The organism is Streptomyces sp. NBC_01363 (genome assembly GCF_026340595.1).
GTDB lineage: Bacteria > Actinomycetota > Actinomycetes > Streptomycetales > Streptomycetaceae > Streptomyces.
Genome location: NZ_JAPEPF010000001.1, coordinates 1,421,776 through 1,444,867, shown reverse-complemented (window position 1 = coordinate 1,444,867; position 23,092 = coordinate 1,421,776). Strand labels below are relative to the sequence as shown.

At 71.4% G+C, this 23,092-nt stretch carries 12 protein-coding genes, 2 tRNA genes, 1 other RNA gene and 3 pseudogenes; 12 read left to right on the top strand and 6 right to left on the bottom strand.

What is annotated here, in order from left to right; all coding sequences use genetic code 11:
* Window positions 1-169 precede the first annotated feature (169 nt).
* Both OG611_RS06825 and OG611_RS06820 read right to left on the bottom strand, forming a co-directional pair.
* Entirely contained in the window at window positions 170-850 is a 681-nt protein-coding gene (locus OG611_RS06825; RefSeq protein ID WP_266425598.1) for a response regulator transcription factor, read from the bottom strand.
* Between the two features lie 23 nt (window positions 851-873).
* A complete protein-coding gene (locus OG611_RS06820) occupies window positions 874-2,115 on the bottom strand; it encodes a sensor histidine kinase (protein WP_266416518.1) in 1,242 nt (413 codons plus the stop codon).
* Window positions 2,116-2,255: 140 nt separating this feature from the next.
* Here OG611_RS06820 and OG611_RS06815 point away from each other — a divergent pair, with 140 nt between their 5' ends.
* The 3 genes from OG611_RS06815 (at window position 2,256) to OG611_RS06805 (ending at window position 5,174) form a co-directional block, all read left to right on the top strand.
* On the top strand, window positions 2,256-3,434 hold the full coding sequence (locus tag OG611_RS06815; RefSeq protein ID WP_266416516.1) for a serine hydrolase: 1,179 nt from the start codon (window positions 2,256-2,258) through the stop codon (window positions 3,432-3,434).
* Between the two features lie 62 nt (window positions 3,435-3,496).
* Window positions 3,497-4,663 (top strand): serine hydrolase, encoded by a 1,167-nt coding sequence (locus OG611_RS06810; protein ID WP_266416513.1) that lies wholly within the window; start codon window positions 3,497-3,499, stop codon window positions 4,661-4,663.
* Between the two features lie 19 nt (window positions 4,664-4,682).
* Window positions 4,683-5,174, top strand: a complete 492-nt coding sequence (locus OG611_RS06805) for a hypothetical protein (RefSeq protein WP_266416511.1) — start codon at window positions 4,683-4,685, stop codon at window positions 5,172-5,174.
* Between the two features lie 293 nt (window positions 5,175-5,467).
* Here OG611_RS06805 and OG611_RS06800 read toward each other — a convergent pair whose 3' ends face one another.
* Complete coding sequence (locus tag OG611_RS06800) at window positions 5,468-5,884, bottom strand: HAMP domain-containing sensor histidine kinase (protein ID WP_323180116.1); 417 nt, start codon at window positions 5,882-5,884, stop codon at window positions 5,468-5,470.
* 20 nt (window positions 5,885-5,904) lie between these two features.
* Here OG611_RS06800 and OG611_RS06795 point away from each other — a divergent pair.
* Window positions 5,905-6,831 (top strand): annotated as a pseudogene (locus OG611_RS06795) (oxygenase MpaB family protein); the annotation flags it as partial.
* A 186-nt stretch (window positions 6,832-7,017) separates the two neighbouring features.
* Here OG611_RS06795 and OG611_RS06790 read toward each other — a convergent pair.
* Window positions 7,018-9,789: a S9 family peptidase gene (locus OG611_RS06790; protein WP_266416509.1), complete on the bottom strand. Its 2,772-nt coding sequence runs from the start codon at window positions 9,787-9,789 to the stop codon at window positions 7,018-7,020.
* 1,517 nt (window positions 9,790-11,306) lie between these two features.
* On the opposite strand from OG611_RS06790, the gene OG611_RS06785 reads away from it, so the two are divergent.
* Window positions 11,307-12,848, top strand: a complete 1,542-nt coding sequence (locus OG611_RS06785) for a beta-propeller fold lactonase family protein (protein WP_266416507.1) — start codon at window positions 11,307-11,309, stop codon at window positions 12,846-12,848.
* A 252-nt stretch (window positions 12,849-13,100) separates the two neighbouring features.
* A pseudogene (locus OG611_RS06780) lies at window positions 13,101-13,903 on the top strand (tyrosine-type recombinase/integrase); the annotation flags it as partial.
* Between the two features lie 80 nt (window positions 13,904-13,983).
* On the opposite strand, the gene OG611_RS06775 reads toward OG611_RS06780, so the two are convergent.
* Window positions 13,984-14,071, bottom strand: a tRNA-Ser gene (locus tag OG611_RS06775).
* Between the two features lie 142 nt (window positions 14,072-14,213).
* On the opposite strand from OG611_RS06775, the gene ffs reads away from it, so the two are divergent.
* From ffs to OG611_RS06745, 6 genes and pseudogenes are all read left to right on the top strand, one after another.
* Window positions 14,214-14,310: signal recognition particle sRNA small type (ffs, locus tag OG611_RS06770), an RNA gene on the top strand.
* Window positions 14,311-14,491: 181 nt separating this feature from the next.
* A pseudogene (locus OG611_RS06765) lies at window positions 14,492-16,712 on the top strand (DNA polymerase III subunit gamma and tau).
* A 115-nt stretch (window positions 16,713-16,827) separates the two neighbouring features.
* Window positions 16,828-18,078 carry a phosphoribosylamine--glycine ligase gene (gene purD / locus OG611_RS06760; RefSeq protein WP_266416505.1) on the top strand — a complete coding sequence of 417 codons (1,251 nt, stop codon included), beginning with the start codon at window positions 16,828-16,830 and terminating at the stop codon, window positions 18,076-18,078.
* 336 nt (window positions 18,079-18,414) lie between these two features.
* Complete coding sequence (locus tag OG611_RS06755) at window positions 18,415-20,187, top strand: hypothetical protein (RefSeq protein ID WP_266416502.1); 1,773 nt, start codon at window positions 18,415-18,417, stop codon at window positions 20,185-20,187.
* A 220-nt stretch (window positions 20,188-20,407) separates the two neighbouring features.
* A complete protein-coding gene (locus OG611_RS06750) occupies window positions 20,408-21,871 on the top strand; it encodes a N,N-dimethylformamidase beta subunit family domain-containing protein (protein WP_266416500.1) in 1,464 nt (487 codons plus the stop codon).
* Window positions 21,872-22,029: 158 nt separating this feature from the next.
* Entirely contained in the window at window positions 22,030-22,944 is a 915-nt protein-coding gene (locus tag OG611_RS06745) for a phosphoribosylaminoimidazolesuccinocarboxamide synthase (protein ID WP_266416499.1), read from the top strand.
* A gap of 62 nt (window positions 22,945-23,006) precedes the next feature.
* Here the strand turns inward: OG611_RS06745 and OG611_RS06740 are convergent.
* Window positions 23,007-23,079: transfer RNA gene (locus OG611_RS06740), tRNA-Gly, on the bottom strand.
* Window positions 23,080-23,092 lie beyond the last annotated feature (13 nt).

Here is a 23,092-nt window from a genome sequence, read left to right as displayed (position 1 = left end):
CTGCTCGGCATGCTTCGGAATGTGCTGCCTTGTACCGGGGCAGGTCCAAGCCATGAACGGAGCACAGTGGGCAATGGCGGAGGATACGAGATTCAAACTCGTGAGGGGTTGCCCCCAACACGCTTTCCAAATGTTCGTCCGGGGGACCGGGGAGGGCCGCGGAAGCCGGTCAGCCGGCGAAGCCCGGGACCACCAGGCCGGATTCGTACGCGATCACGACCGCATGGGTCCGGTTCTGCGCGCCGAGCTTGGTCAGCACGTTTCCGACGTGGGTCTTGACCGTCTCCAGGCTCACCGTGAGGGACTCCGCGATCTCCGGATTGGAGAGCCCGGTGGCCATCAGGCGCAGCACCTCCTCTTCCCGGCAGGTCAGGGCGGCCTGCGGCAGGACCTCGGCGGAGCCCAGCGGGCGGGCGGCGACCATGCGGCCCAGTGCGGCCGGGAAGAGGACCGCTTCGCCCGCCGCCACCACCCGGACCGCCTCGGCGATCTGGCGGACCGGGAGGCGCTTGAGGACGAAGCCGCTGGCGCCCGCGCTGAGGGCGGCGGTGACGTAGCCGTCGTTCTCGAAGGTGGTGATCACCACGACCTTCGGCGGGTCGGCCGCTTCGGCCAGCAGTTGGCGGGTGGCCTCGATCCCGTTGCGACGCGGCATCCGGACGTCCATCAGGACCACGTCCGGCCGTAGGCTCCGCGCCCGTTCGACCGCCTCGACGCCGTCGGCGGCCTCGCCGACCACCGTGATCCCCGGCTGTGCGGCGAGCAGCATGCGCAGGCCGCTGCGGGTCACCTCGTCGTCGTCCGCGATCAGGAGGGTGACGGCGGGGCTGGTGACGGCAGGGAGGGCCATGCCTTCGCTCGCGTCGGATCCACTCACGCCGACACCCGTACCGGCAGCCGGACGGCCAGTCGCCAGTGCTGCGTCCCGTCCGGGCCGGCCTGGAACTCACCATGCAGCAGCCGGACGCGCTCGGCCAGTCCGGGCAGACCGTGACCGGAGGTCGGGAAGACCCCCGGGCCCGGGCCCATCCGTGCCCCGGTCCGGTTGACCACCGTGAGATCCAGTCCGTCCGGCCCGGCCGCCACTCGGACCTCGATCGGGCCGCCCGCCCCGTGGCGCAGCGCGTTCGTCAACCCCTCCTGGAGAATCCGGTACGCCGCCCGGGAGAGCGTCCCCTGCACCTGCGCCAGCTCGCCCGACAGCTCCGGTTCCACCACCGCCCCCGCGTGCCGCAGGCGGTCCAGCAGCTCGGGGAGGTCGGCCAGGGTCCGGGTCGGCGCCGTCCCCGACTGTTCCTCGCGCAGCACTCCGAGCACGTAGTCCAGGTCCTCCAGCGCGGCCCGCGTCGACTCCTCGATGCTGCGCATGGCGGCCCGCGCCGCCGCCGGGTCGGCGGAGAGCACCTCGTCCGCCACCGCCGCCTGGATGGTGGCCGTCGTCAGCGTGTGCCCGATCGAGTCGTGCAACTCGTGGGCAATCCGATTGCGTTCGGCCAGCAGCAGTTCCCGCGCGGCAGCCAGCGCGAGCCGTTCGGCCGCCGACGGCCCCAGCAGCCGTGGCGCCGACCACCGCAGAGCCTTCGTCACCAGTACGCAGACGGCCACCGCCAGCAGGATGCACACGGCCGCCACCACCCAGCTCCACCCGCCCGACACCCGGACCGACGTGCCGAACAGACTCGCCCGCGCCTCGCCGCCGAGCCAGTTCCCCGGCAGGGAGAGGCCCATGATGAACAGCACCCCGCTCGCCAGCGCCCCCGTCCACCCGACGGCCACGTGCAGCACCAGCCAGAGCGGGGTCCGCCAGCGGTCGAGGTCGAGTGAACCGGAGGCCCGGCGACCGGCCACCGGATCCGGCAGCGGCACCCGCAGCAGACGGCGGGCGGACACGACCAGCGCCCGCCGTACGGGGCGCGCCAGTCCGACCACGCCGACCAGTACCGCCCAGAACAGCAGGACCAGGACCAACTGCACGCTCTTGGGAGCGGATCGCCACGACAGCGCCGGCAACAGGGCGAAAGGCAGCAGCGGAAGGCTCGCCAGCGCGCCGCAATAGGCGAACAGCACACCCGAATACGTGGAGCCGCGCAGCAGCGGCCGAATTCCCCTGATCATGGTCGCCAGTATTGCCGGGCAACCCACCAGCAGCCTCCCCCGATCGGGGGAGCGATTTCTCCCGCCTTCCCGCGATGCGGTCAGAGGGTCCTGGGAACCAGGATCGTGCCCCGACCAAACGATTCTCCAGGAGTTGACTTATGCGTGCTCAGACCCGACAGGGCCTTCGTTCCTCGACCCGGCAGCAGGGCGGCAGGCGGCGACGAGCCGTGTCGGCCGCGGTCGCGGTGGCCATCGGCGTCATGACGCTGGGTGCCCTCGCCCCGCCCGCCGCCTCCGCTGCTGCCGCCGCCAGGCCGGACGCCGTCCAGCAGAGCCTGAACGCGCTGGTGCGCGACGACGGGATGCCCGCCGCGCTGGCGAGCGTCCAGGACCGGAACGGCCGCACCCGCACCTACATCGCAGGAGTCGGCGACCTGACCACCAGCTCGAAGGTGCCCAGGGACGGCCAGGTACGGATCGGCAGCAACACCAAGGCGTTCACGGCGGTCGTGGTCCTGCAGTTGGTCGGCGAAGGGAAGATCGGCCTCGACGCCACCGTCGACACCTACCTGCCCGGCCTCGTCCGCGGAGAGGGAATCGACGGGCGCCGCATCACCGTCCGCCAGCTCCTTCAGCACACCAGCGGACTCCCCGAGTACGGCATCCACGTCGACGACGACGAGATCAGGAACCGGTACTTCGAGCCCCGCGAGCTGCTCGACATCGCCCTCCGGTACAAGGCCGACGCGGCTCCGGGGACGACGTGGGGGTACAGCAACACCAACTATGTCCTGGCCGGCCTGATCGTCCAGAAGGTCACCGGCCGCCCCCTCGCCGAGGAGATGGACCGGCGCATCATCAAGCGCATCGGTCTGCGCCACACCTACTTCCCCGCCCCCGGCGAGATGACCATCCGAGAGCCGCACCCCCAGGGCTACCACCGCAACCCGGCGGACGGACCGCTGCGCGACTTCACGGAGATGGACCCCTCCGCAGGCTGGGCCGCAGGCCAGTTGATCTCCACCAACTCCGACCTCAACCGCTTCTTCACCGCGCTCCTCGGCGGCCGCCTCCTCCCGGCGGCCCAGCTCGCCGAGATGCGCACGACCGTCCCCGCCGGGACCTCCGGCCTCCGCTACGGGCTGGGGCTCACGAGCAGGCCGCTGTCGTGCGGCGGCGTCTACTGGGGCCACGGCGGCGACATCGCGGGGTACGAGACCCGGGGCGGTGTCACCGACGACGGCCGCGCCGCCAACGTCGCGGTCACCAGCATCCCGACGGACGAGGCGGCCACGCAGCACGTGAAGGACGCCGTGGACAGGGCCCTGTGCGGCTGAATCACGCACCCGGCAACCCGGCAACCCGAACGACGATCCAACGATTCCTCAGGAGTTGACTCATGCGTGGACAGACACGGCAAGGGCTTCGCTCGCCGGGCCGGCAGCAGGGCACGCGGCGACGGGCCCTGCCCGCCGCGGTCGCGGTGGCCATCGGCGTCATGACGCTGGGTGCCCTCGCCCCGCCCGCCGCCTCCGCCGTCAGGCCGGACGCCGTCCAGCAGAGCCTGAACGCGCTGGTGCGCGACGACGGGATGCCCGCCGCGCTGGCGAGCGTCCAGGACCGGAACGGCCGCACCCGTACCTACACCGCAGGGCTCGGCGACCTGGCCACCGGCGCACCGGTACCCGTCGACGGGCAGGTGCGGATCGGCAGCAACACCAAGACCTTAGTCGCGGTCGTCGTCCTCCAGCTCGTCGCGGAGCGGAGGGTGGACCTGGACGCCTCCGTCGACACCTACCTGCCCGGCCTCGTCCGCGGGGAGGGGATCGACGGACGGCGCATCACCGTCCGCCAGCTCCTCCAGCAGACCAGCGGACTCCCCAACTACAGCAATTACCTCGGGGACGACGTCCGGTACTACGCCCCCCGCGAACTGCTCGCCACAGCCCTCCAGCACCCGGCCGACTTCGCCCCCGGGACGAGTTGGAAGTACAGCAACACCAACTACGTGCTCGCCGGCCTGATCGTCCAGAAGGTCACCGGCCGCCCCCTGGCCGAGGAGATCGACCGGCGCGTCGTCCGACGCGCCGGGCTGCGCCACACCTACTTCCCCGCCCCCGGTGACGCGAGCATCCGGGAGCCCCACCCCCACGGCTACTACCGGGAATCGGCGGACGCGCCGCTGCGCGACATCACGGAGATCGACCCCTCCTGGGGCTGGGCGGCAGGCCAGATGGTCTCCACCGGCTCCGACCTCAACCGCTTCTTCAGCGCACTCCTGGCCGGTCGCCTCCTGCCCTCGGCCCAGCTAGCCCAGATGCGCTCCACCGTCCCCGCCGAAGCGACCTTCGGCCCCGGTGCCCGCTACGGACTTGGACTTGTCAGCAGGCCGTTGCCGTGCGGCGGCCTCTCCTGGGGCCACGGCGGCAGCTTCCCGGGGTACGAGACCCGGGGCGGCGCCACCGACGACGGCCGCGCCATCAACGTCGCGGTCACCATGCAGCTCACCGACGAGGCGGGCCGGAGGAATCTCGAACGCGCCGTGGACACCGCCTTGTGCCGCTGAACCCCGCCGAGGGCGTTCCGTGAAGCAGAACGACCGACGCCGCGAGTTCAAGAACACCAAGTCGCGTGCCGGCTGCCGCACCATCGGGCTTCGGGACCTGATCATCGAGCTCCTCCGGGAGCACCAGGACGCCCAGGCGTGGGAGCGGAAGCAAGCCGGGGACGAGTGGGAGGACAAGGGTGCGTCTTCGCGCAGCCAACTGGGGCCCGCTCATTCCGAATGCCGACTACCAGCACTGGAAGAAGCTCTGGACGACGCGGGCGCGCGGGACGGCTGCCTTCGTGACGCACGCCACATCGCCGGGACCATCCTGCTGCTGGGAGTCCCCGATGTGGTGGTCGACGCGATCACGGGCTGGGAGCCCGGCGGCTCGGCGCGGATGCGCGCCGGGTACCTGCACGTCACCGGTCCCATGCTGAAGAACGTCGCCGAGCAGGTCGGTGACGCAACCGAGGAGGCAGGCCCCGACACCGGCTCGGACCCCGCAGAGCGGGCCGCAGACCCCAACTGAGACGGAAACTGAGACCACGAACGTCGAAGGGCCCCACAGCAAGCTGCGGGGCCCTTCGACGTATTGCCCGGTGAGAGCAATGGCGGAGGATACGAGATTCGAACTCGTGAGGGGTTGCCCCCAACACGCTTTCCAAGGGTTCGTCCGGGGGTTCGAAGACGTACCGGAGCGTTCTGATCTGCGGTGCAGCAGCTGCGGGCGGGGCTTCTGAACGGTGCTGTACGTGGGCGAACGCAACCGGAACTGCAACCACGGAGCAGCAGGAGGGGGCCTGCCGCTCTGCCGGCCGTAGGTCAGACTGCCGGCGGGTCCGCTTGGCGGGGCAGTTCCAGTGTGGCGACGGCTCCGTGGGGCGTGGTGTTGGCCAGAGTGAGGTGGGCGCCGATGACGTGGGCCTGGCCGGGGGCGAGGGTGAGGCCGAGGCCGTGTCCGTGGCCCCGTTCGGCAGCTTCGGTGCGGAAGCGCTGGGGTCCGTGGGCGAGGAGTTCCGGGGAGAAGCCGGGGCCGTGTTCGCGTACGACGATGGTCGTGCCGTCGACCGTGACCTCGACCGGCGTCGCGCCGTGGCGGTGGGCGTTGAGGATCAGGTTGGTGACGATGCGGTCGAGACGGCGCGGGTCGGTCTCGGCGACCGGGTGGCCGGTCACCCCGACCCGCGTCTCCAGGCCCGTGCGTCGTACGGATTCCGCCACCAGCTCGTCGAGTGGCACCGCCTGGACGTCGGCCTGACGACCACATGGTCCAGGAGGAACTGGCGGACACGGAGGCGCTGCGCATCATTCTCTACAAGCTCTTCGACCATCTCCCGGCACAGCCCCTGCTGGACGGCCTGCCCACCGTATGGGCGGCGGGCCGCGCGCTCGCAGGCCCGGTCATCGGCACGATCACGGTGGCGTCCCTCCCCGAGCCCTTCCGCCGACAGGCGGGTCTGCCCGAAATCCCTGGCGCCCAGACGCTGATGCAAAGCGTCTGCGTGGCCGTCGGCCCGGCGCGCTTCCTGCCCGACAACTGGCTCCGGGCCGAGGGTCTCACCAGCCTGCTCTACCTGTCCTCGGACAGCGACGTCCCTCAAGCCGCGACGCTCACCGCGCTGCGCGGCCGGATGAAACAGGTCGGCGCTCTGTTCCGGCTGGTCACGCCGTTTGCCGTGCAGCACGGTCCCGCCGAGAGAACCGGATCACAGCGGAGCGCTGACGAATTCTTCACCGCGGTGCTGGACCAGACCGGCGACGGCTACCTGGACTGGCCCGATCTCGCCGCCATGGCCCGGGAGCTGTCCTCCCGCCTCGATCTGGACGAACCGGAGGAGACCAGGCTCTACCACGCGTATGCCGAGTGGTTGAGGGAACTCCAGGCGGCCCTCGACATCGACGGCGACGGCCGCATCAGCAAGGAGGAGTACGCCGCCGCTGTCCCCTCCCTCGCCGGGCCCGCGCTGATCAGGGTCGCCGAAGTGCTCTTCGACGTCACCGACGCGGACGGCAACCAGTTCATCGACGCGGACGAGTACCGGGCCCTGTTCCGGACCGGGTTCCGGCGCACGGTGTCCGACGCCGACGCAAGGTACTCACGCAGCGCGTTCGTGAAGGACTTTCTCTCCTTCATGTCGGGCCGCCGGCGCTCGACCGCCTATGACCCACTGCTCGCCGACGCGTAGGACCCCCGGACCGAAGGGGCCGCCGGGAGGACAGGATTACGGGAGGAGCTTCACCACCCCGATCCGGTTCGGCAGTCCCCGCGTGGCCCCCTCACGCCGATGGCACCGGTCCCCGTGGCGGGGGCCGGTGCCATCGGCCAGGTGGTGCGCTCAGGCACCGTCAGCGCGGTACGTGGCCCCCAGGCGTCAGCCCTGGCGCGCGTCCGTGACCTTCCCCGTGAGGAGGGGGCCCTCCAACCACTCGTTCTCCTTGAGGATGTTCACCTGCATCCGCAGGGACTCCTCCGACTCGGTCAGCGCGTCGGTGACCGTGGGCACGGACACTTCGGTGCTCGTCTTGCCCTTGGGGACGGACACCCAGAGGGAGGGACTGTTCGTGGACAGGGGCCGCTCCGGGTCGGCTGCCTCGCCGAGGCTGGAGAGCCACTCCTCGTCGACATCCTTCGTGGACAGCTCCGTGCCCTCGCGCGCCGGCAGGAGGTCGAACCGCGTCTCGATGCTGATGTCGGCGGGCTGGGAGAGCTCCACCTTCCAGGTGAGCTTCTGGCCCTCGGTGACCGAGTCGGCGACCGGGGTCACGGTGACCGTGGGCATGGGGTCGTCGTTCTCGACGAGCACGCCCCCGAAGGCGCCGCCGACCGCAGTGCCGCGCACGGCCTTGGCCGCGACCTCGTGGCTGAGGTCGTAGTTGTAGCGGGAGTTGCCCGTGACCGTGATCGGCACGTCCACGGAGCCACCGGCCTTCACCGTCACGGTGCGGATGGTGGACTTGCGGGTCTCCGGGTCGCGGACGGCGAGCTTGATCACGCCGTTGCCCTTGCCCGTGACCTGGACGGGCACGCGGTAGGTGCGGGTGCCGGAGTCGCCCTCCTTGACCGTCAGCCTGCCGATGTCGACACGCGAGAGCGCGACGGGGCGTACCGCCGGGGTGCCGGGGCGCCAGCCCCAGGCGTCCATCAACCAGAGCTCGCCGGAGCTGCTGCGTGGGGTGAGCTCCAGCGACTGTGTCCGCTTCAGGTCGACACCGGCGCCGACGGCGGCCTTCAGCGGGACGCGGACCTCACGCGCCCAGTGCGCGGCCGTCGAGTCGGAGCCGGGAAGGCCGTCGACGGTGACCTGACCGAGCCTCACCCGCTTGCCGGAGGTGTCGGTGAGGGCGACGTCGAGCCGGGTGCCCCGGGTGTTCGGCGGCACCATCACCCGCAGGGCGAGCGCGTCGGAGCCCGCCAGCGAGAAGGCTCGCTCCGGCGTCAGCCGGACCGGGGTGCCCGGCTCGGTCCAGCGGGCCGTGACCGCGTTGCGGCCCGGCTCGCTGGTGGTCTCCGCCCAGGACGCGAAGTGCGGCGACCTACCGGGGGCGGAGTCAGGCATACAGGCCCGGGTGGCGCTCGTCGTGACCTGCTGGCACACGCGCCCGTTCGTCACCGAGAGCGGGTCGTCGGGCCGGATCGCCGGGGTGCGGTTGCCGCCGACGGCGTGGGTCAGTACCCGGGCGGGATCGGCCGAGGGCGCGCGCCGGTCGGAGCCGTCGAGCAGCGGGCGGACCCGGTCGTCGCCCGCGAGGAAGAGCCGCGCGGCGGCGGCGATGTAGGTGGTGCCCGCCGTCTGCTGCTGCTTGGCGCTCAGCCGGGTCTTGGCCCGTGCCGAGCAGACCGGGTCCGGGTTGTTCTTGTCGTCCCAGAAGTCGTCGGCGGCCGGGGCCTCGGCCTGGCCGGGCGTCCACTCCGTGTTGAAGAAGTTGTGGTTGGCGCCGACCATGTACACCGCGCTGTGCAGCGCCGTGCCCTGGCCGATGCCCCGGGTGCCGTCGAGGTACATCTGGCCCTGGAGGTCGCTCACATCGCCGTCACAGCCCGGCAGGATGGTCATGGAGGGCACGTCGGGCGTGGGGTTCTGGCCGAAGTTGGTGGGGCCGATCAGGACGGTGCCGCGGATCCGCCAGCTCACCGGCCCCCGGTAGCCGTCCTCGGCGGGCGGCGGCGGGGAGACGCTGTCGAGAGCGGCCCGGTTGACGCCCTCGCCGCCCCGGGAGTGGCCGACCAGGAGCACCTTCGAGAGGTCCGCGGGCTCCGTCGCGCGCACGGTCTCGGGGGCCTTCGCGGGGTTCGCGCCCCACTCCGCCCAGCGGGCGAGGTGCCGGCGCACCAGGGACGAGCGGGCCTGCGCCCCGAAGTCGGCCGCGCGGCCGTCCTGCGCGTTGACACCGTTCGCGGAGATGGAGACCGTCACATAGCCCTGGGATGCCAGGAGCTTCTGGTCGTGCAGAAAGCCTCGGTAGCTCGGGATCTCCTTGTTGCCCGGCTTGCACGGCCACTCCATGCCCGCGCTGTTCTTGCCGGGCTCGTAGCAGGTGGCGCTGCGGCCGTGGACGAAGAGCGCCAGCGGTCGCTTCCCCGGCGCGTCCGTCGGGCCGACGACCGTGGCGCGCATCTCCACGGGCTCGGCGTAGCCCGGCAGCCTCACCGACTTCAGGGAGTACTCACCGCTGATGGTGTGGTACTTACCGGCGACACCGGGGTCGACCGGGTTGGCGGGGAACGGCTCCTGGGGCGCCTCCGCAGCCGACGAGCGCCGCTGACCGGGTGCCTGGTCGGCCTTTGCGGCGTCCAGCCGCCGCGAACCGGCGACCACCTGCAGTTCGCTCACCGGGCCGACCTTCGCCCCGTCGAGGCTGAGACGGAAGGTGCGTTGGTCGGGGGAGGGCTTCGGGACGCCGAGGGTCCGCTCCCCCGAGCGGAACTCGACCAGGGCGCCACCCATGCCCACGGGCTCGGGCGAGCTCCAGACCAGCTCCCCGCCCTCGACACGCCACCCCTCCGGCAGCCGCTCCCCGGAGGCGCCCGGCGGCGCGCCGGGTATGGACTCGGCGGCCGGCTGCGCATGCGCCGGCCCTGGCACACCCGCCGCCAGCGCCACGGCCGCCAAGGCAGCCGTCAGCGCGCGTGAGACCTGTCTCACGATGGTGTCTCCTCATCGTTGGTCGTGCTTCAGCGCCCCAGGAATCCCAGGAGCACCTCCCCGCACCGGGGAGAGGGTGACGTGTCATCACCGGTTGCCCCACCTCGGAGAACCTGACAGGAATCTGACAGGAGTCGAACAGGAGCCGAACAGGAGCGCCAAAGAGGAGCGCCAAAGAGGAGCCGGACGGGAGTCATGGGGCCGGTCGCTGATCGAAGGATCCTGACCCGGAGCGGCGGTCCGATGTCCGTGCGGCGATCGGGGCCCGGCGCCCTGTGTTCGCCGACGCCCGGCGCGACCGGGCCGGTGGGATGAGCGGGATCTCCGTGATGGAGCGTTCGGCACGCCGGATCAACGACCCCTGCCCGAGAGGGGGCGAGCTGCTCGCGGCGGTGCCTTCGAGCCCGATACGGACTCGCGCTTCGTTCTCGCCTTCCTGTCCCTTCCGGGAGTACAGGCATGGATCAAAGACCGAGCAGAGACGACCATCGTCGCCTCGATCAAGACAAAGGCGATGCAGCAGCTTCCCGTACTGCTGCCATCCATCGAGGAGCAGCGCCGCATCGGTGATCTCCTGTGCGCACTCGACAGCCAGATCGGGGCCCACCACCGGGTAGTGGCGGGCGGCGGAACGCGCGCACGGCGAACTCGCGACCCTGCTGATGGGGAGTGCTCTCTCGTCCGATGAACGGACGCCCGCACCTGACGCGAGGGCGGCGGAGCCACGTGAAAAGGGGCTCAGGGACAGGACAACCCGAGGCTGTCTTCGTAGCCGGCACGGCGTTCGCCGGCTGCAGGGTCCTGTGCCTCGGAGTGCTGAAAGCGGCCTAACGCCGTCCGGGCCGGAGACGGTTCGAACCCATCACCCACGACTACGAACGTCGAAGGGCCTCACCGCAAGCGATGGGGCCCTTCGACGTATTGCCCAGTGAGAGCAATGGCGGAGGATACGAGATTCGAACTCGTGAGGGGTTGCCCCCAACACGCTTTCCAACTCTGCATGGCCGAGTCCGTTCTGGTTCACGGTCGTCCGCGGGCTGGGCTACTGGGTTGCTCACAGGAAGGCTGAACGGCCGCGTACGGATGCGAATGAGACTGTTGGACTGCCCGGACGCCAGCCGTAGCCCCGCAGCACATTCGGGTTGGGGCTGAGGGCTGAGGGCTGACGCCTGCTTTAGGAGTTCGATCCCCCATCCGTGCGACTGACTTGGACTCGTGCTCGCCGGGTGGTCCGTAGTCCAGCTCCAGCCGCCGGGATCCGTTGCCGTCTGGCGACGTTGATGTCAGCTGGTGATGTCAGACCGTTCTCACAGTCGGTCTGACAGTCAGTCGATCGGATCATATGCAGTGTGCGTCCAACGGCTCGCCATCGCACTTTGGATGCGGAGTGCCGCCCACCCTCTCCACAATGAGTCACATAGGGTGACGAGCAGTCACATAACGTGTGGCTGCGGTGCGCTGTCGGCTCCCACGGTATGTCCGCTCGCAGCCGCCCTTCCTGACGAAGCGAGGCATTCGTGATCCCACATGCGGGCAAGGAACCCGGGCCGCAGGGCGGTCCGGCACCGGACCGGGGCAGGCCCAGGCCACGCCTGGGCATCTTGCGGCTGGTCATCGGGGCCCTGGCCATGCTGGCCATACTGGCGGGACTGTCCCTGCCGGCCCTGGCTGCGGCCCCGGCGCAGGCGGCCGCCCCCACGCCGAACGCCTACGTCACCAATTTCAATTCGAACACGGTGTCGGTGATCGACACGGCCACGAACACGGTCACCGACACCATCACCGTCGGTGCTGCCCCGTTCACTGTGGCCGTCACCCCCGACGGCGCCCACGCCTACGTCACCAATTTCGGTTCGACGACGGTATCGGTGATCGACACGGCCACGAACACGGTCACCACCACCATCACCGTCGGCACCAGCCCGGTCGGTGTGGCCATCACCCCCGACGGCGCCCACGCCTACGTCGCCAATTTCGGGTCCAACACGGTGTCGGTGATCGACACCGCGACGAACACGGTCACCACCACCATCACCGTCGGCGCCGGCCCGGTCGGTGTGGCCTTCACCCCCGACGGCGCCCACGCCTACGTCACCAATGAGAACGCGAACACGGTGTCGGTGATCGACACGGCCACGAACACGGTCACCGACACCATCACCGTCGGCACCACCCCGGCCTTTGTGGCCATCACCCCCGACGGCACCCACGCCTACGTCGCGAATGAGAACTCCAACGACGTGTCGGTGATCGACACCGCGACGAACACGGTCACCGCCACGATCCCCGTCGGCAACAACGCGGTCGGTGTGGCCATCACCCCCGACGGCACCCACGCCTACGTCACCAATCAGAACTCGAACACGGTGTCGGTGATCGACACGGCCACGAACACGGTCACCGACACCATCACCGTCGGCACCACCCCGGTCGGTGTTGCCTTCACCCCGGATGGCACCCACGCCTACGTCGCCAATCGGAACTCGGACACGGTGTCGGTGATCGACACAGCCACGAACACGGTCACCACCACCATCCCCGTCAGCAACGGCCCCATCGGTGTGGCCATCGGCACGCCGCCGTTCCCCTACCTGACCGTCACCAAGACGCACCGCGGCGCGTTCGTTCAGGGCAGGAGGAACACCTACAGGATCACGGTCACCAACCACGGCACCGGCCCGACCGACGCCACCACCGTCACCGTGACCGACACCCTGCCCACGGGGCTGACCCCCGTTTCGCTCCGCGGCACCGGATGGGCCTGCACCCGCGACACACTCACCTGCACCCGCAGCGACACCCTCGCCCCCGGCCGCAGCTACCCGACCATCAAGCTCACGGTCAAAGCGTCCTGCAGCGCGCCGAAGCAGGTCACCAACACCGCCACGGTCACCGGAGGCGGCAGCACCCCCGCCACCACCACCGACCCCACCACCATCAAACGCGGCAAATGCTGCGAAAAGCACCACCACAACGGCAGACACCACAAGAAGCACAGGCCCGGCAAGCACGACGCCAGACACGACGCACCCAGCAAGCAGCAGCCACACCACCGCTGACGACCCGCCACGGACAGCACGCACGCTCGACAGGAACACCAGGCGGCAGAAAGGGGGCCGCGCCATCTCCGCATGGCGCGGCCCCCAGCCACGTACAAGTCCTCACAGCCGTACGCCCCGGCCCCTGGCTCAGGGTTGTTCAGCCATAGCCCAGTGACCGCGGAGACCACGATGCTCCCTCGCTGCCATCCCGTCCGCCGTCGTCCCACACGCCGTGGAGCGGGCTTGGCTCTGCCTGGGGCGACGGTGGAAAATCACGCAATGCGCCGCGGCCACGTCACACGGAATGTCGCCACTCTCGCGGTTCCGCCGAGGATTGAGGAAGAGGAGGTGGAGCCGTACGACATCGAGGAGGTGCAGCGTCTCCTCTCCGAGGCCGCCAAGCTGCGGAACAGCGCCCGCTGGTCTATCGCGCTCGCGCTGGGGCTGCGGCAGGGTGAAGCGCTCGGGCGGCGTGGGCGGACCTCGATACCAGCAGCGGTGTCCTGCGCGTCAGGAAGAACCGTCTGAGGCCGAAGTACCTGCACGGGTGCGGGGGCGACTGCGGTACGAAGCCGGGCTACTGCAAGAAGCGGGTCAGGGAGAACGAGGACACGGCCAACACGAAGTCGCGTGCCGGCCGCCGCGTCATCGGTGTCCCCGACGAATTGGTGAGGCTGCTGGAGCTCCACCGCAGAGAGCAGGCACGCGAGCGAGCGATTGCCGGGCAGGACTAGCGTGAGTCAGGGTTCGTGTTCGCCTCCCTCGCCGGCGCGCCTTTGGTGCCGAGCACGGACTATGACGCGTGGAAGCGGCTGCTCGCCGATGCGAAGGTGCGGGACGGGCGCTTGCATGATGCCCGGCACACCGCGGCAACCGTTCTGCTCATCCTCGGTGTCCCCGAACGGGTTGTGATGCAGATCATGGGCTGGTCGTCCACCGCGATGGCGGCGCGGTACCAACACGTGACGGGCGGCATCCTCGCCGACGTCGCGCAGCGGGTCGGGGGGCTCATCTGGGAAGTGGCCAACGACGCTGACGGCAGGGGCGCGGAGGGCTCCGAAGAGTCTCGTTGAGACTGCAGATGAGACTACGAACGTCGAAGGGCCCCACTGCAAGCAGCGGGGCCCTTCGACGTATTGCCCGGTGAGAGCAATGGCGGAGGATACGAGATTCGAACTCGTGAGGGGTTGCCCCCAACACGCTTTCCAAGCGTGCGCCCTAGGCCACTAGGCGAATCCTCCGCGGCAAACAATACAAGACGTTGAGGAGTGCTCGCGAACCCGTTCCCCCCGGACTTCTCCCGGACCCCCGTCGGACTCGTTCGCGGGGGGTCCGGGAGGTGGGGCAGTGGACCGGCAGGGGTGGGGATCGGCTAAGGTGGGCGTCAGCCCCTCACGTGGCGCTATCTGACTGAACTCCCCCAGGGCCGGAAGGCAGCAAGGGTAGGTCGGCTCTGGCGGGTGCGTGGGGGGCCCTTGTGTTTCCCGGGCCCGTTGCTTTCCCGGGCCTGCGGTTCCCGGGCCTGCGGTTCCCGGGCCTGCGGTTCCCGGGCCTGCGGTTCCCGGGCCTGCGGTTCCCGGGCCTGCGGTTCCCGGGGGTGCGGGGCGGGGCTTCGCACGGTCCGGGGCCGGTTGTCGGTCCGCCCGGATAACCTCGTATGTGTGTCGTCCCTTGCGCTGTACCGCCGCTACCGCCCCGAGTCGTTCGCCGAGGTCATCGGGCAGGAGCATGTCACCGACCCGCTGCAGCAGGCGCTGCGGAACAACCGGGTCAATCACGCGTACCTGTTCAGCGGTCCGCGCGGCTGTGGCAAGACGACCAGCGCGCGCATCCTCGCCCGCTGTCTGAACTGCGAGCAGGGGCCGACGCCCACGCCGTGCGGGGAGTGCCAGTCCTGCCAGGACCTCGCACGCAACGGGCCGGGGTCGATCGATGTCATCGAGATCGACGCCGCGTCGCACGGTGGTGTGGACGACGCCCGTGATCTGCGGGAGAAGGCGTTCTTCGGGCCCGCGTCGAGTCGTTACAAGATCTACATCATCGACGAGGCGCACATGGTCACGTCGGCGGGGTTCAACGCCCTGCTGAAGGTGGTCGAGGAGCCGCCGGAGCATCTGAAGTTCATCTTCGCCACGACCGAGCCCGAGAAGGTCATCGGCACCATCCGGTCGCGTACGCACCACTACCCGTTCCGTCTCGTGCCGCCGGGGACGCTGCGCGAATACCTCGCCGAGGTCTGCGGCAAGGAGAACAGCACCGTCGAGGACGGCGTGCTGCCGCTCGTCGTGCGGGCCGGGGCCGGGTCCGTGCGTGACTCGATGTCCGTGATGGACCAGCTGCTGGCCGGTGCGGGCGACGACGGTGTGACATACGCCATGGCGACCTCGCTGCTCGGCTATACGGACGGCTCGCTGCTCGACTCGATCGTGGACGCCTTCGCGGCGGGCGACGGGGCTGCGGCGTTCGAGGTCGTGGACCGGGTGATCGAGGGCGGCAACGACCCGCGCCGCTTCGTCGCCGACCTCCTGGAGCGGCTGCGCGACCTGGTGATCCTGGCCGCCGTGCCGGACGCCGGGGAGAAGGGGCTGATCGATGCTCCCGCCGATGTCGTCGAGCGGATGCAGGCCCAGGCGTCCGTCTTCGGCGCCGCCGAGCTGAGCCGCGCCGCCGACCTGGTCAACGAAGGGCTCACGGAGATGCGCGGGGCGACCTCGCCGCGTCTCCAGGTGGAGCTGATCTGCGCCCGGGTGCTGCTGCCCGCGGCCTTCGACGACGAGCGTTCGCTGCAGGCCCGGCTCGACCGGCTGGAGCGGGGCGCTTCCTTCGCGACCACGGGCCCGGGGCCCGCCATGGGATACCTGCCCGGCCCGGAGGCGCCGGCCCACGCGCCCGCGCCCGCCGCGTCCACCGCACCTGTCGTGCAGCCCGGTGCGGGACCCGCCGCCGCGCGTGCGGCGGTACGGGGCGAAGCGCCCGCGCCCGCGCCGGTCCAGGCGGCGCCGCCCGCCCCCGCCGCAGCACCGCCCGCGGTCCCCGCCGCCCCCGTGGCCCCGCAGCCGCTCGGCCGAGGCCCCGGCTCCCGCGGGCGGTCAGCGTCCCGGTGCCTGGCCCACCGCCGCCGCGCCGGAGTCGGGCCGACGCCCCGGTGGCTGGCCGACCGCTTCCGCCCCGGGCCAGTCGCCCGCGCCGCAGCCCGCTCCGGCCGCCGCGCCGGTCCAGGCCGCGCCCGTGGCACCGGTGCCTGCCGCCGCCGAGCCGGGTCCGGGCATGACCCAGGGCGCCGGCCAGGTGCGGAACATGTGGCCGGACATCCTGGAGGCGGTGAAGAACCGCCGCCGGTTCACCTGGATCCTGCTCAGCCAGAATGCCCAGGTCACCGGCTTCGACGGCAGCACCCTGCAGATCGGCTTCCTCAACGCGGGCGCGCGCGACAACTTCGCGAGCAGCGGCAGCGAGGACGTGCTGAGGCAGGCCCTCGCCGAGCGGTTCAACGCGCAGTGGAAGATCGAGGCCGTCGTCGACCCGTCGGGCGGCGCCGGCGCACCCCCGCAGACCGGCGGAGGCCGCCCCTCCGCCGCGCCGCCCATGCCGCAGCATCAGGCCCCCGCGCCCCAGCAGAGTTACGAGCCCCGGCCGGCCGCTTCTCCGCACCAGCAGCCGGGTCACCAGCAGCAGCCGGCTCAGCCGCAGCCGGGCGCCGCATCCGCCGCGGAGCCCGCACCGCGGTCGTACTCCGCGCCCGAGCCCCCGCGCGCGGTCGCGCCCGAGGACGACACCCCCGAGGCCGACGACCCGGACCTCGTCGACTCGGCGCTCTCCGGGCACGACCTGATCGTCCGCGAGCTGGGCGCCACGGTCGTCGAGGAGTTCACCAACGAATGACGGATAACGAATAACGGACGGCGGGGGCGCCCGGGGCGTCCGCCACGGCTCCCGGGGTGTCCACGGAGCGGCGTCCCGTCAAGGGCGCCACGCCCCGGCGGCTAGGCTGCACCCCGTGAAGGTCCTCGTCATCGGCGGCGGCGCCCGCGAACACGCCCTGTGCCGCTCTCTGTCCCTCGACCCCGACGTCACCGCTCTGTACTGCGCTCCCGGCAACGCCGGTATCGCGGAGGTGGCCGAACTGCACCCGGTCGACGCCCTCGACGGCGACGCCGTCGCGCGCCTCGCCACCGACCTGGGCGCCGAGCTGGTGGTCGTCGGCCCGGAGGCACCGCTCGTCGCCGGAGTCGCCGACGCCGTGCGCGCCGCGGGCATCCCCTGCTTCGGTCCCTCCGGCGAGGCGGCCCAGCTGGAGGGCTCCAAGGCGTTCGCCAAGGACGTGATGGCCGGTGCCGCCGTCCCGACCGCCCGTAGCTACGTCTGCACCACCCCGGCCGAGATCGACGCCGCTCTCGACGCCTTCGGCGCCCCGTACGTCGTCAAGGACGACGGTCTCGCCGCGGGCAAGGGCGTCGTCGTCACCGACGACGTCGAGGCGGCCCGTGCCCACGCCCTGGCCTGCGACCGCGTGGTCATCGAGGAGTTCCTCGACGGCCCCGAGGTGAGCCTCTTCGCGATCACGGACGGCACCACCGTGCTGCCGCTCCAGCCCGCGCAGGACTTCAAGCGTGCCCTGGACGACGACGAGGGCCCGAACACCGGCGGCATGGGCGCGTACTCCCCGCTCCCGTGGGCCGACCCCAAGCTGGTCGACGAGGTCATGGAGTCGGTGCTCCAGCCGACCGTCGACGAGCTCCGGCGCCGCGGCACCCCGTTCTCCGGGCTGCTGTACGCGGGCCTCGCGATCACCTCGCGCGGTGTCCGGGTGATCGAGTTCAACGCCCGCTTCGGCGATCCCGAGACCCAGGTGGTCCTGGCCCGCCTGAAGACCCCGCTGGCCGGTGTCCTGCTCGGCTCCGCCAACGGCACGCTCGACGAGCTGCCCCCGCTCAAGTGGCGCGACGAGGCCGCCGTCACCGTGGTCATCGCCTCGCACAACTACCCGGGTACGCCGCGCACGGGCGACCCGATCGAAGGGCTCGACGAGGTGGCGGCGCAGGATGCCCCGCACGCGTACGTCCTGCACGCGGGCACCAGGCGGGAGGGCGACACGATCGTCAGCGCGGGCGGCCGGGTGCTGTCCGTGACCGCGACCGGCAAGGACCTCGCGGGCGCCCGGGAGCGTGCCTACGCGGCGGCGGCCCGGATCCGGCTCGACGGCTCGCAGCTCCGTACGGACATTGCGCGGAAGGCCGCGGAGGGCTGAGACGGGCCGCGGGACTGCGGGAGACCGGCCGCGGAGGGCCGAGACCGGCCTCCCGCATCCGGCCTCCCGCAGTCCCGCATTCCGCATTCCGCCGACGCGCCCCGACATGCCCCGACGCGTCGCTGCCTCAAGGACGGCGGCGCGTCAGCACCTTTGCCCAAAGCCATTCCATCGAGTGACGGCTGAGCCATCCGGATGACGCCCGCCGAGGCCCCAACTAGGGTGCGGCGCAAGCATTCCGGCACTTGGCCCACTGGCATTGCGATGTCGGTGACGGATGCCACAGTGGGGGAGTGAGCAACACCGCCGCGGGGGCAGAGGGGGTGACGTCCGGCCGTGTCCGGTATCGGTACAAGTGAGGAGCTGGGTGCGCTGAGTGCGCGTGCCCGAGCTCACGCGCTGCTGCGCATCCGCGGCAGGGCGACAGCCGTGGCGATCCTGCCGACGGCGGTGGCCGTCGTGCTGCTCGTGGCGGGTGCCCAGGGCCTGGCCGTGGGCAGCGGCTGGGACACGGCGCGCTGGGTCGTGACGGCCTGCGCGGTCGTCGTGCTCCTGCTCGCCGCGGCGGTCGCGGTAGCGATCGTACGGGCGAGGCCGGCGGTCAGCCCGACCGTCCCGCTCCCGGAGAAGGCCGCCCCCGATCTCTATCGCCTGGTCAGGGACCTCGCCGACCGGCTCGGGGTCCCCGCGCCCTCGGCAATAGCTCTGACGCCCGACTGCGACAGCTGGCTGGAGGACCGCACCCACCCCTCGGCGCAGCCCGCGGCGGACACCGGCCCGGATCCGGCGGCGCATTCCGCGGCCCGGACCCGCCGCCGGGTCCAGGCGGCTCCGGTGCTGGTCATCGGATCGCCGTTCCTGTGGTGGATGCGGGTCGCGGAGCTACGGGCGGTGCTCGCCCCGGTCGTCGCGGGCACGGGCCCGTCCGCCCATCCCGACATAGCGGCGGCCCGCCGTTTCGTCCGGGGGCTCGACGGAGCGGTCGCCGACGCCGCCGTGCCCGTGCAGGGCCCGCTGGCCTGGGTGCGCGGAGTGCCCCGTGCCTTCGTCGGCCGGATCGCCAGACTGCTGCTGCGCAGTTGTCGCAGCCATGCCGCAGAGATGGAGCGGAGCGTCGCCGCCGCCGCGTCGGTCCGTGCACAGGGTGTGGACTACGGTCTGCGGATCGTCGCCCAGGAGCAGGTCGGCCTCGCCTACGCGGGCTGGGACCGGCTGCTCACCCGGGTCGCCCTGCCCGCCTGGCGGATGGGCCGCTGGCCGTCCCGGCTGGACGCGGGCGTCGTGTCCGCCCTCACCGAGCTGTCCCGGCGCGACCGGCTCGCCGACGGATTCGCCTCGCGGCTCGGCGAGCGCCCCGCCTGCGATCTCCTGGAGGAGCCGGGTGCGGCCGACGAGGCGGCATCGCTGCTGGCGGCCCGGCTGTTCCACGGGGGCCCGGCCCGGCCGGGTCCGGACTGGTCGCCGGTCGACTGGCAGCAGTACCCGGAAGAGGTCGTCGACCGGAAGTGGCGCACCGAGGCCGCCCGCCTGCACCGCGTCCTCGACTCGATGAGCGCCGCGCCCGCCCCGGGCCCGGGTCCCGACGGCCTGGACGCCGCCCACACCCCCTCCCGTCCCGCCTGCCCCATCGACGCGGGGGTGCCCACGCTGGCCCGTGTCGTCGAGCATCTGGCAGGCCGGACCGGGGGCGGCGAGGCGCTCGCCGCCGGGATCAGCGCCGCGGTGGCCCGCGAGGAGGCGGCGGCCCAGCAACACCGGGCCGGTGGCGCATCGCGCCCGGCGAGCGCCCCGACCGCCATCGGCGGGGACGCCCTGGACGTCTGGGGCCCCGACCCCCTCCCGCTCTTCCCGCTCCTGCCACCGCGCACGGGTACGGAGCTGCTCGCCGACCATGTCGCGGCGATGGTCTGCTGCGCGGCGGTGGACACGGCGGGCGCGGCGCCCGGCCTCGACTGGCTCGACGGTCCCGCCCTGCTGATCGACGGCGAGCGCCGGGCCGACCTGGGCAGTCCCGTCCTCAGCCTGGTCGAGGACGGGGACGCGGAACCGCTGCGTTCCTGGCTGGACTCGATCGGTGTACGAACCGACAAACCCGTCCGCCTCGTCTGAACCACCCGCCCCCGCCGTCACACCCCAACACCCGGAACGGCACGTTCCGTTCACGTCAATTCGCGACGAACGGTGACGGACTGCATGCGTTATGTGATGTGCTGGGGATTGACGCTGACAGTCGGCGCATCACTGTTGGCGCACTGATGACGCATGACCACGGGCGATCGACCATCGGCCATCGACTGCTGTCTCGGGGTACTTGAGGGAGGGAAACCGTATGGGGGCGGAGCAGATTCGACGTTGGGAGTCGGGTGCCCTCGCGCACGCCGTCTCCGACCCCTTCGGCCAAGGCCCCCTGCCCTGGCTGCGCGGCAGCGAGAACTACTTCGACGACACCGGGCACGTCGTCCCCTGGTACGCCGACCCCGCCCTGGCCCGCGGTTCCACCGACGGCGGCACGCGTACGGCCGACGACGTGCACCGCCAGATCAAGGGCTTCATCTCCACGGGCGCCGCGGCCCCCGGCGAGGCGATCGACTTCCACATCACCGTGGACCCGCCCCAGCAGTTCTCCGTGGACATCTACCGCATCGGCCACTACGGGGGAGACGGCGCCGCCCAGATCACCACGAGCCCCCGGCTCTCCGGCATCGTCCAGCCCGCGCCGCTCACCGCCGACCGCACGGTCTCCTGCCACCACTGGTGGCAGTCCTGGCGGCTGCAGATCCCGAGCTACTGGTCGATCGGCGCGTATGTCGCCGTGCTCACCACGGTGGACGGCTACCGTTCCCACATCCCGTTCACGGTCCGCGACGACCAGCCGGCCGATCTGCTGCTGGTCCTGCCGGACATCACCTGGCAGGCGTACAACCTCTATCCGGAGGACGGCCGCACCGGCGCCAGCCTCTACCACGCCTGGGACGAGCAGGGCTGCCTCCTGGGTGAGGAGGACGCCGCGGTCACCGTCTCCTTCGACCGCCCCTACGCCGGCGCCGGTCTGCCGCTCCACGTCGGCCATGCCTACGACTTCATCCGCTGGGCCGAGCGGTACGGCTACGACATCGCGTACGCCGACACCCGCGATCTGCACGCGGGCCGGGTCGATCCGGCCCGCTACCGGGGCCTGGTCTTCCCCGGCCACGACGAGTACTGGTCGGTGCCCATGCGCCGTACGGCCGAACGCGCCCGGGACGGCGGCACCTCGCTGGTCTTCCTCTCCGCCAACACCATGTACTGGCAGGTCAGCCTCTCCCCGTCGCCGTCCGGCGTCCCGGACCGCCTGCTCACCTGCCGCAAGCGGCGCGGCCCGGGGAAGCCCGCCCTCTGGCGCGAGATCGACCGCCCCGAGCAGCAGCTCCTCGGAATCCAGTACGCGGGCCGGGTCCCCGATCCCCACCCCCTGGTCGTACGGAACGCCGAGCACTGGCTCTGGGAGGCGACGGGCGCGGGCGAGGGCGACGAGCTCGACGGTCTGGTCGCGGGCGAGGCCGACCGCTACTTCCCGCGCATCGCACTCCCCGAGCACGAGAGCCGCATCCTGCTCGCCCACTCCCCGTACCTGGACAGCGAAGGCGTCAAGCGTCACCAGGAGACATCCGTGTACCGGGCCCCGTCCGGGGCGATCGTCTTCGCCTCGGGCACCTTCGCCTGGTCCCCGGCACTGGACCGCCCCGGCCATGTGGACCCCCGCATCCAGCGGGCCACCGCCAATCTCCTCGACCGCATCTGCAAGCGCGACTGAACCGCGCCCGGCCACCGCCGCTGAACCGCGCCCGGACCACCGCGACCAACCGCGCCCGGGGCCACGGCAGTCGGCGCCACGGACGCCCCCGCTCCACCCCACCGCACTTGATACGGGAGAATCGGAACGACTCCTGGATCAACCTACGCGGAGGCAGCGTGTCCGGATTTGTAGAAAAGCCCGAGCCAGTGCAGGTCCCGGGGCTCACCCACCTGCACACGGGCAAGGTGCGCGACCTGTACCGGAACGAGGCGGGCGACCTCGTCATGGTCGCCAGCGACCGCATGTCCGCGTACGACTGGGTCCTCCCGACCGAGATCCCCGACAAGGGCCGGGTGCTCACCCGGCTCTCGCTGTGGTGGTTCGACCAGCTCGCCGATCTCGTACCGAACCACGTCCTGTCCACGGAACTCCCCGCCGGAGCCCCCGCGGACTGGGCCGGACGCACCCTGATCTGCAAGTCGCTGCGGATGGTCCCGGTCGAGTGCGTCGCCCGCGGCTATCTCACCGGCTCCGGCCTCGTCGAGTACAAGGAGTCCCGCACGGTCTGCGGTCTCGCGCTGCCCGAGGGGCTCGTCGACGGCTCCGAGCTCCCGGCGCCGATCTTCACCCCCGCCACCAAGGCGGCCGTCGGTGACCACGACGAGAACGTGAGCTTCGAGGAGGTGGCCCGCCAGGTCGGCGCGGAGACCGCCGACCGGCTGCGCCGCACCACGCTGGACGTCTACGGCAGGGCACGTGACATCGCGCGCGAGCGCGGCATCATCCTCGCCGACACGAAGTTCGAGTTCGGTTTCGCTCCCACGGCCGACGGCGGCGAGGAGCTGATCATCGCGGACGAGGTGCTGACCCCGGACTCCTCGCGCTTCTGGCCCGCGGCCACCTGGGAGCCGGGCAGGGCCCAGCCCAGCTACGACAAGCAGTTCGTACGCGACTGGCTGACCTCGCCGGCCTCCGGCTGGGACCGGAAGAGCGAGCAGCCGCCGCCCGCGCTGCCCCAGGAGGTCGTGGACGTCACCCGGGCGAAGTACCTGGAGGCGTACGAACTCCTCACCGGTACGCCCTGGCAGTAAGGCCTGCCGACGGAACACGAAGAAGCCCCCGGCCGGAAGGCCGGGGGCTTCTTGCTGAACCGAGCGGACGACCAGGTTCGAACTGGCGACCTCAACCTTGGCAAGGTTGCGCTCTACCAACTGAGCTACGTCCGCAAGCGCCGAAGCG

Coding starts and splice junctions, on each gene's coding strand:
- OG611_RS06825 (WP_266425598.1), bottom strand. CDS start 850: ATGGCCCTCCCTGCCGTCACCAGCCCCGCCGTCACCCTCCTGATCGCG.
- OG611_RS06820 (WP_266416518.1), bottom strand. CDS start 2,115: ATGATCAGGGGAATTCGGCCGCTGCTGCGCGGCTCCACGTATTCGGGT.
- OG611_RS06815 (WP_266416516.1), top strand. CDS start 2,256: ATGCGTGCTCAGACCCGACAGGGCCTTCGTTCCTCGACCCGGCAGCAG.
- OG611_RS06810 (WP_266416513.1), top strand. CDS start 3,497: ATGCGTGGACAGACACGGCAAGGGCTTCGCTCGCCGGGCCGGCAGCAG.
- OG611_RS06750 (WP_266416500.1), top strand. CDS start 20,408: ATGGGGGCGGAGCAGATTCGACGTTGGGAGTCGGGTGCCCTCGCGCAC.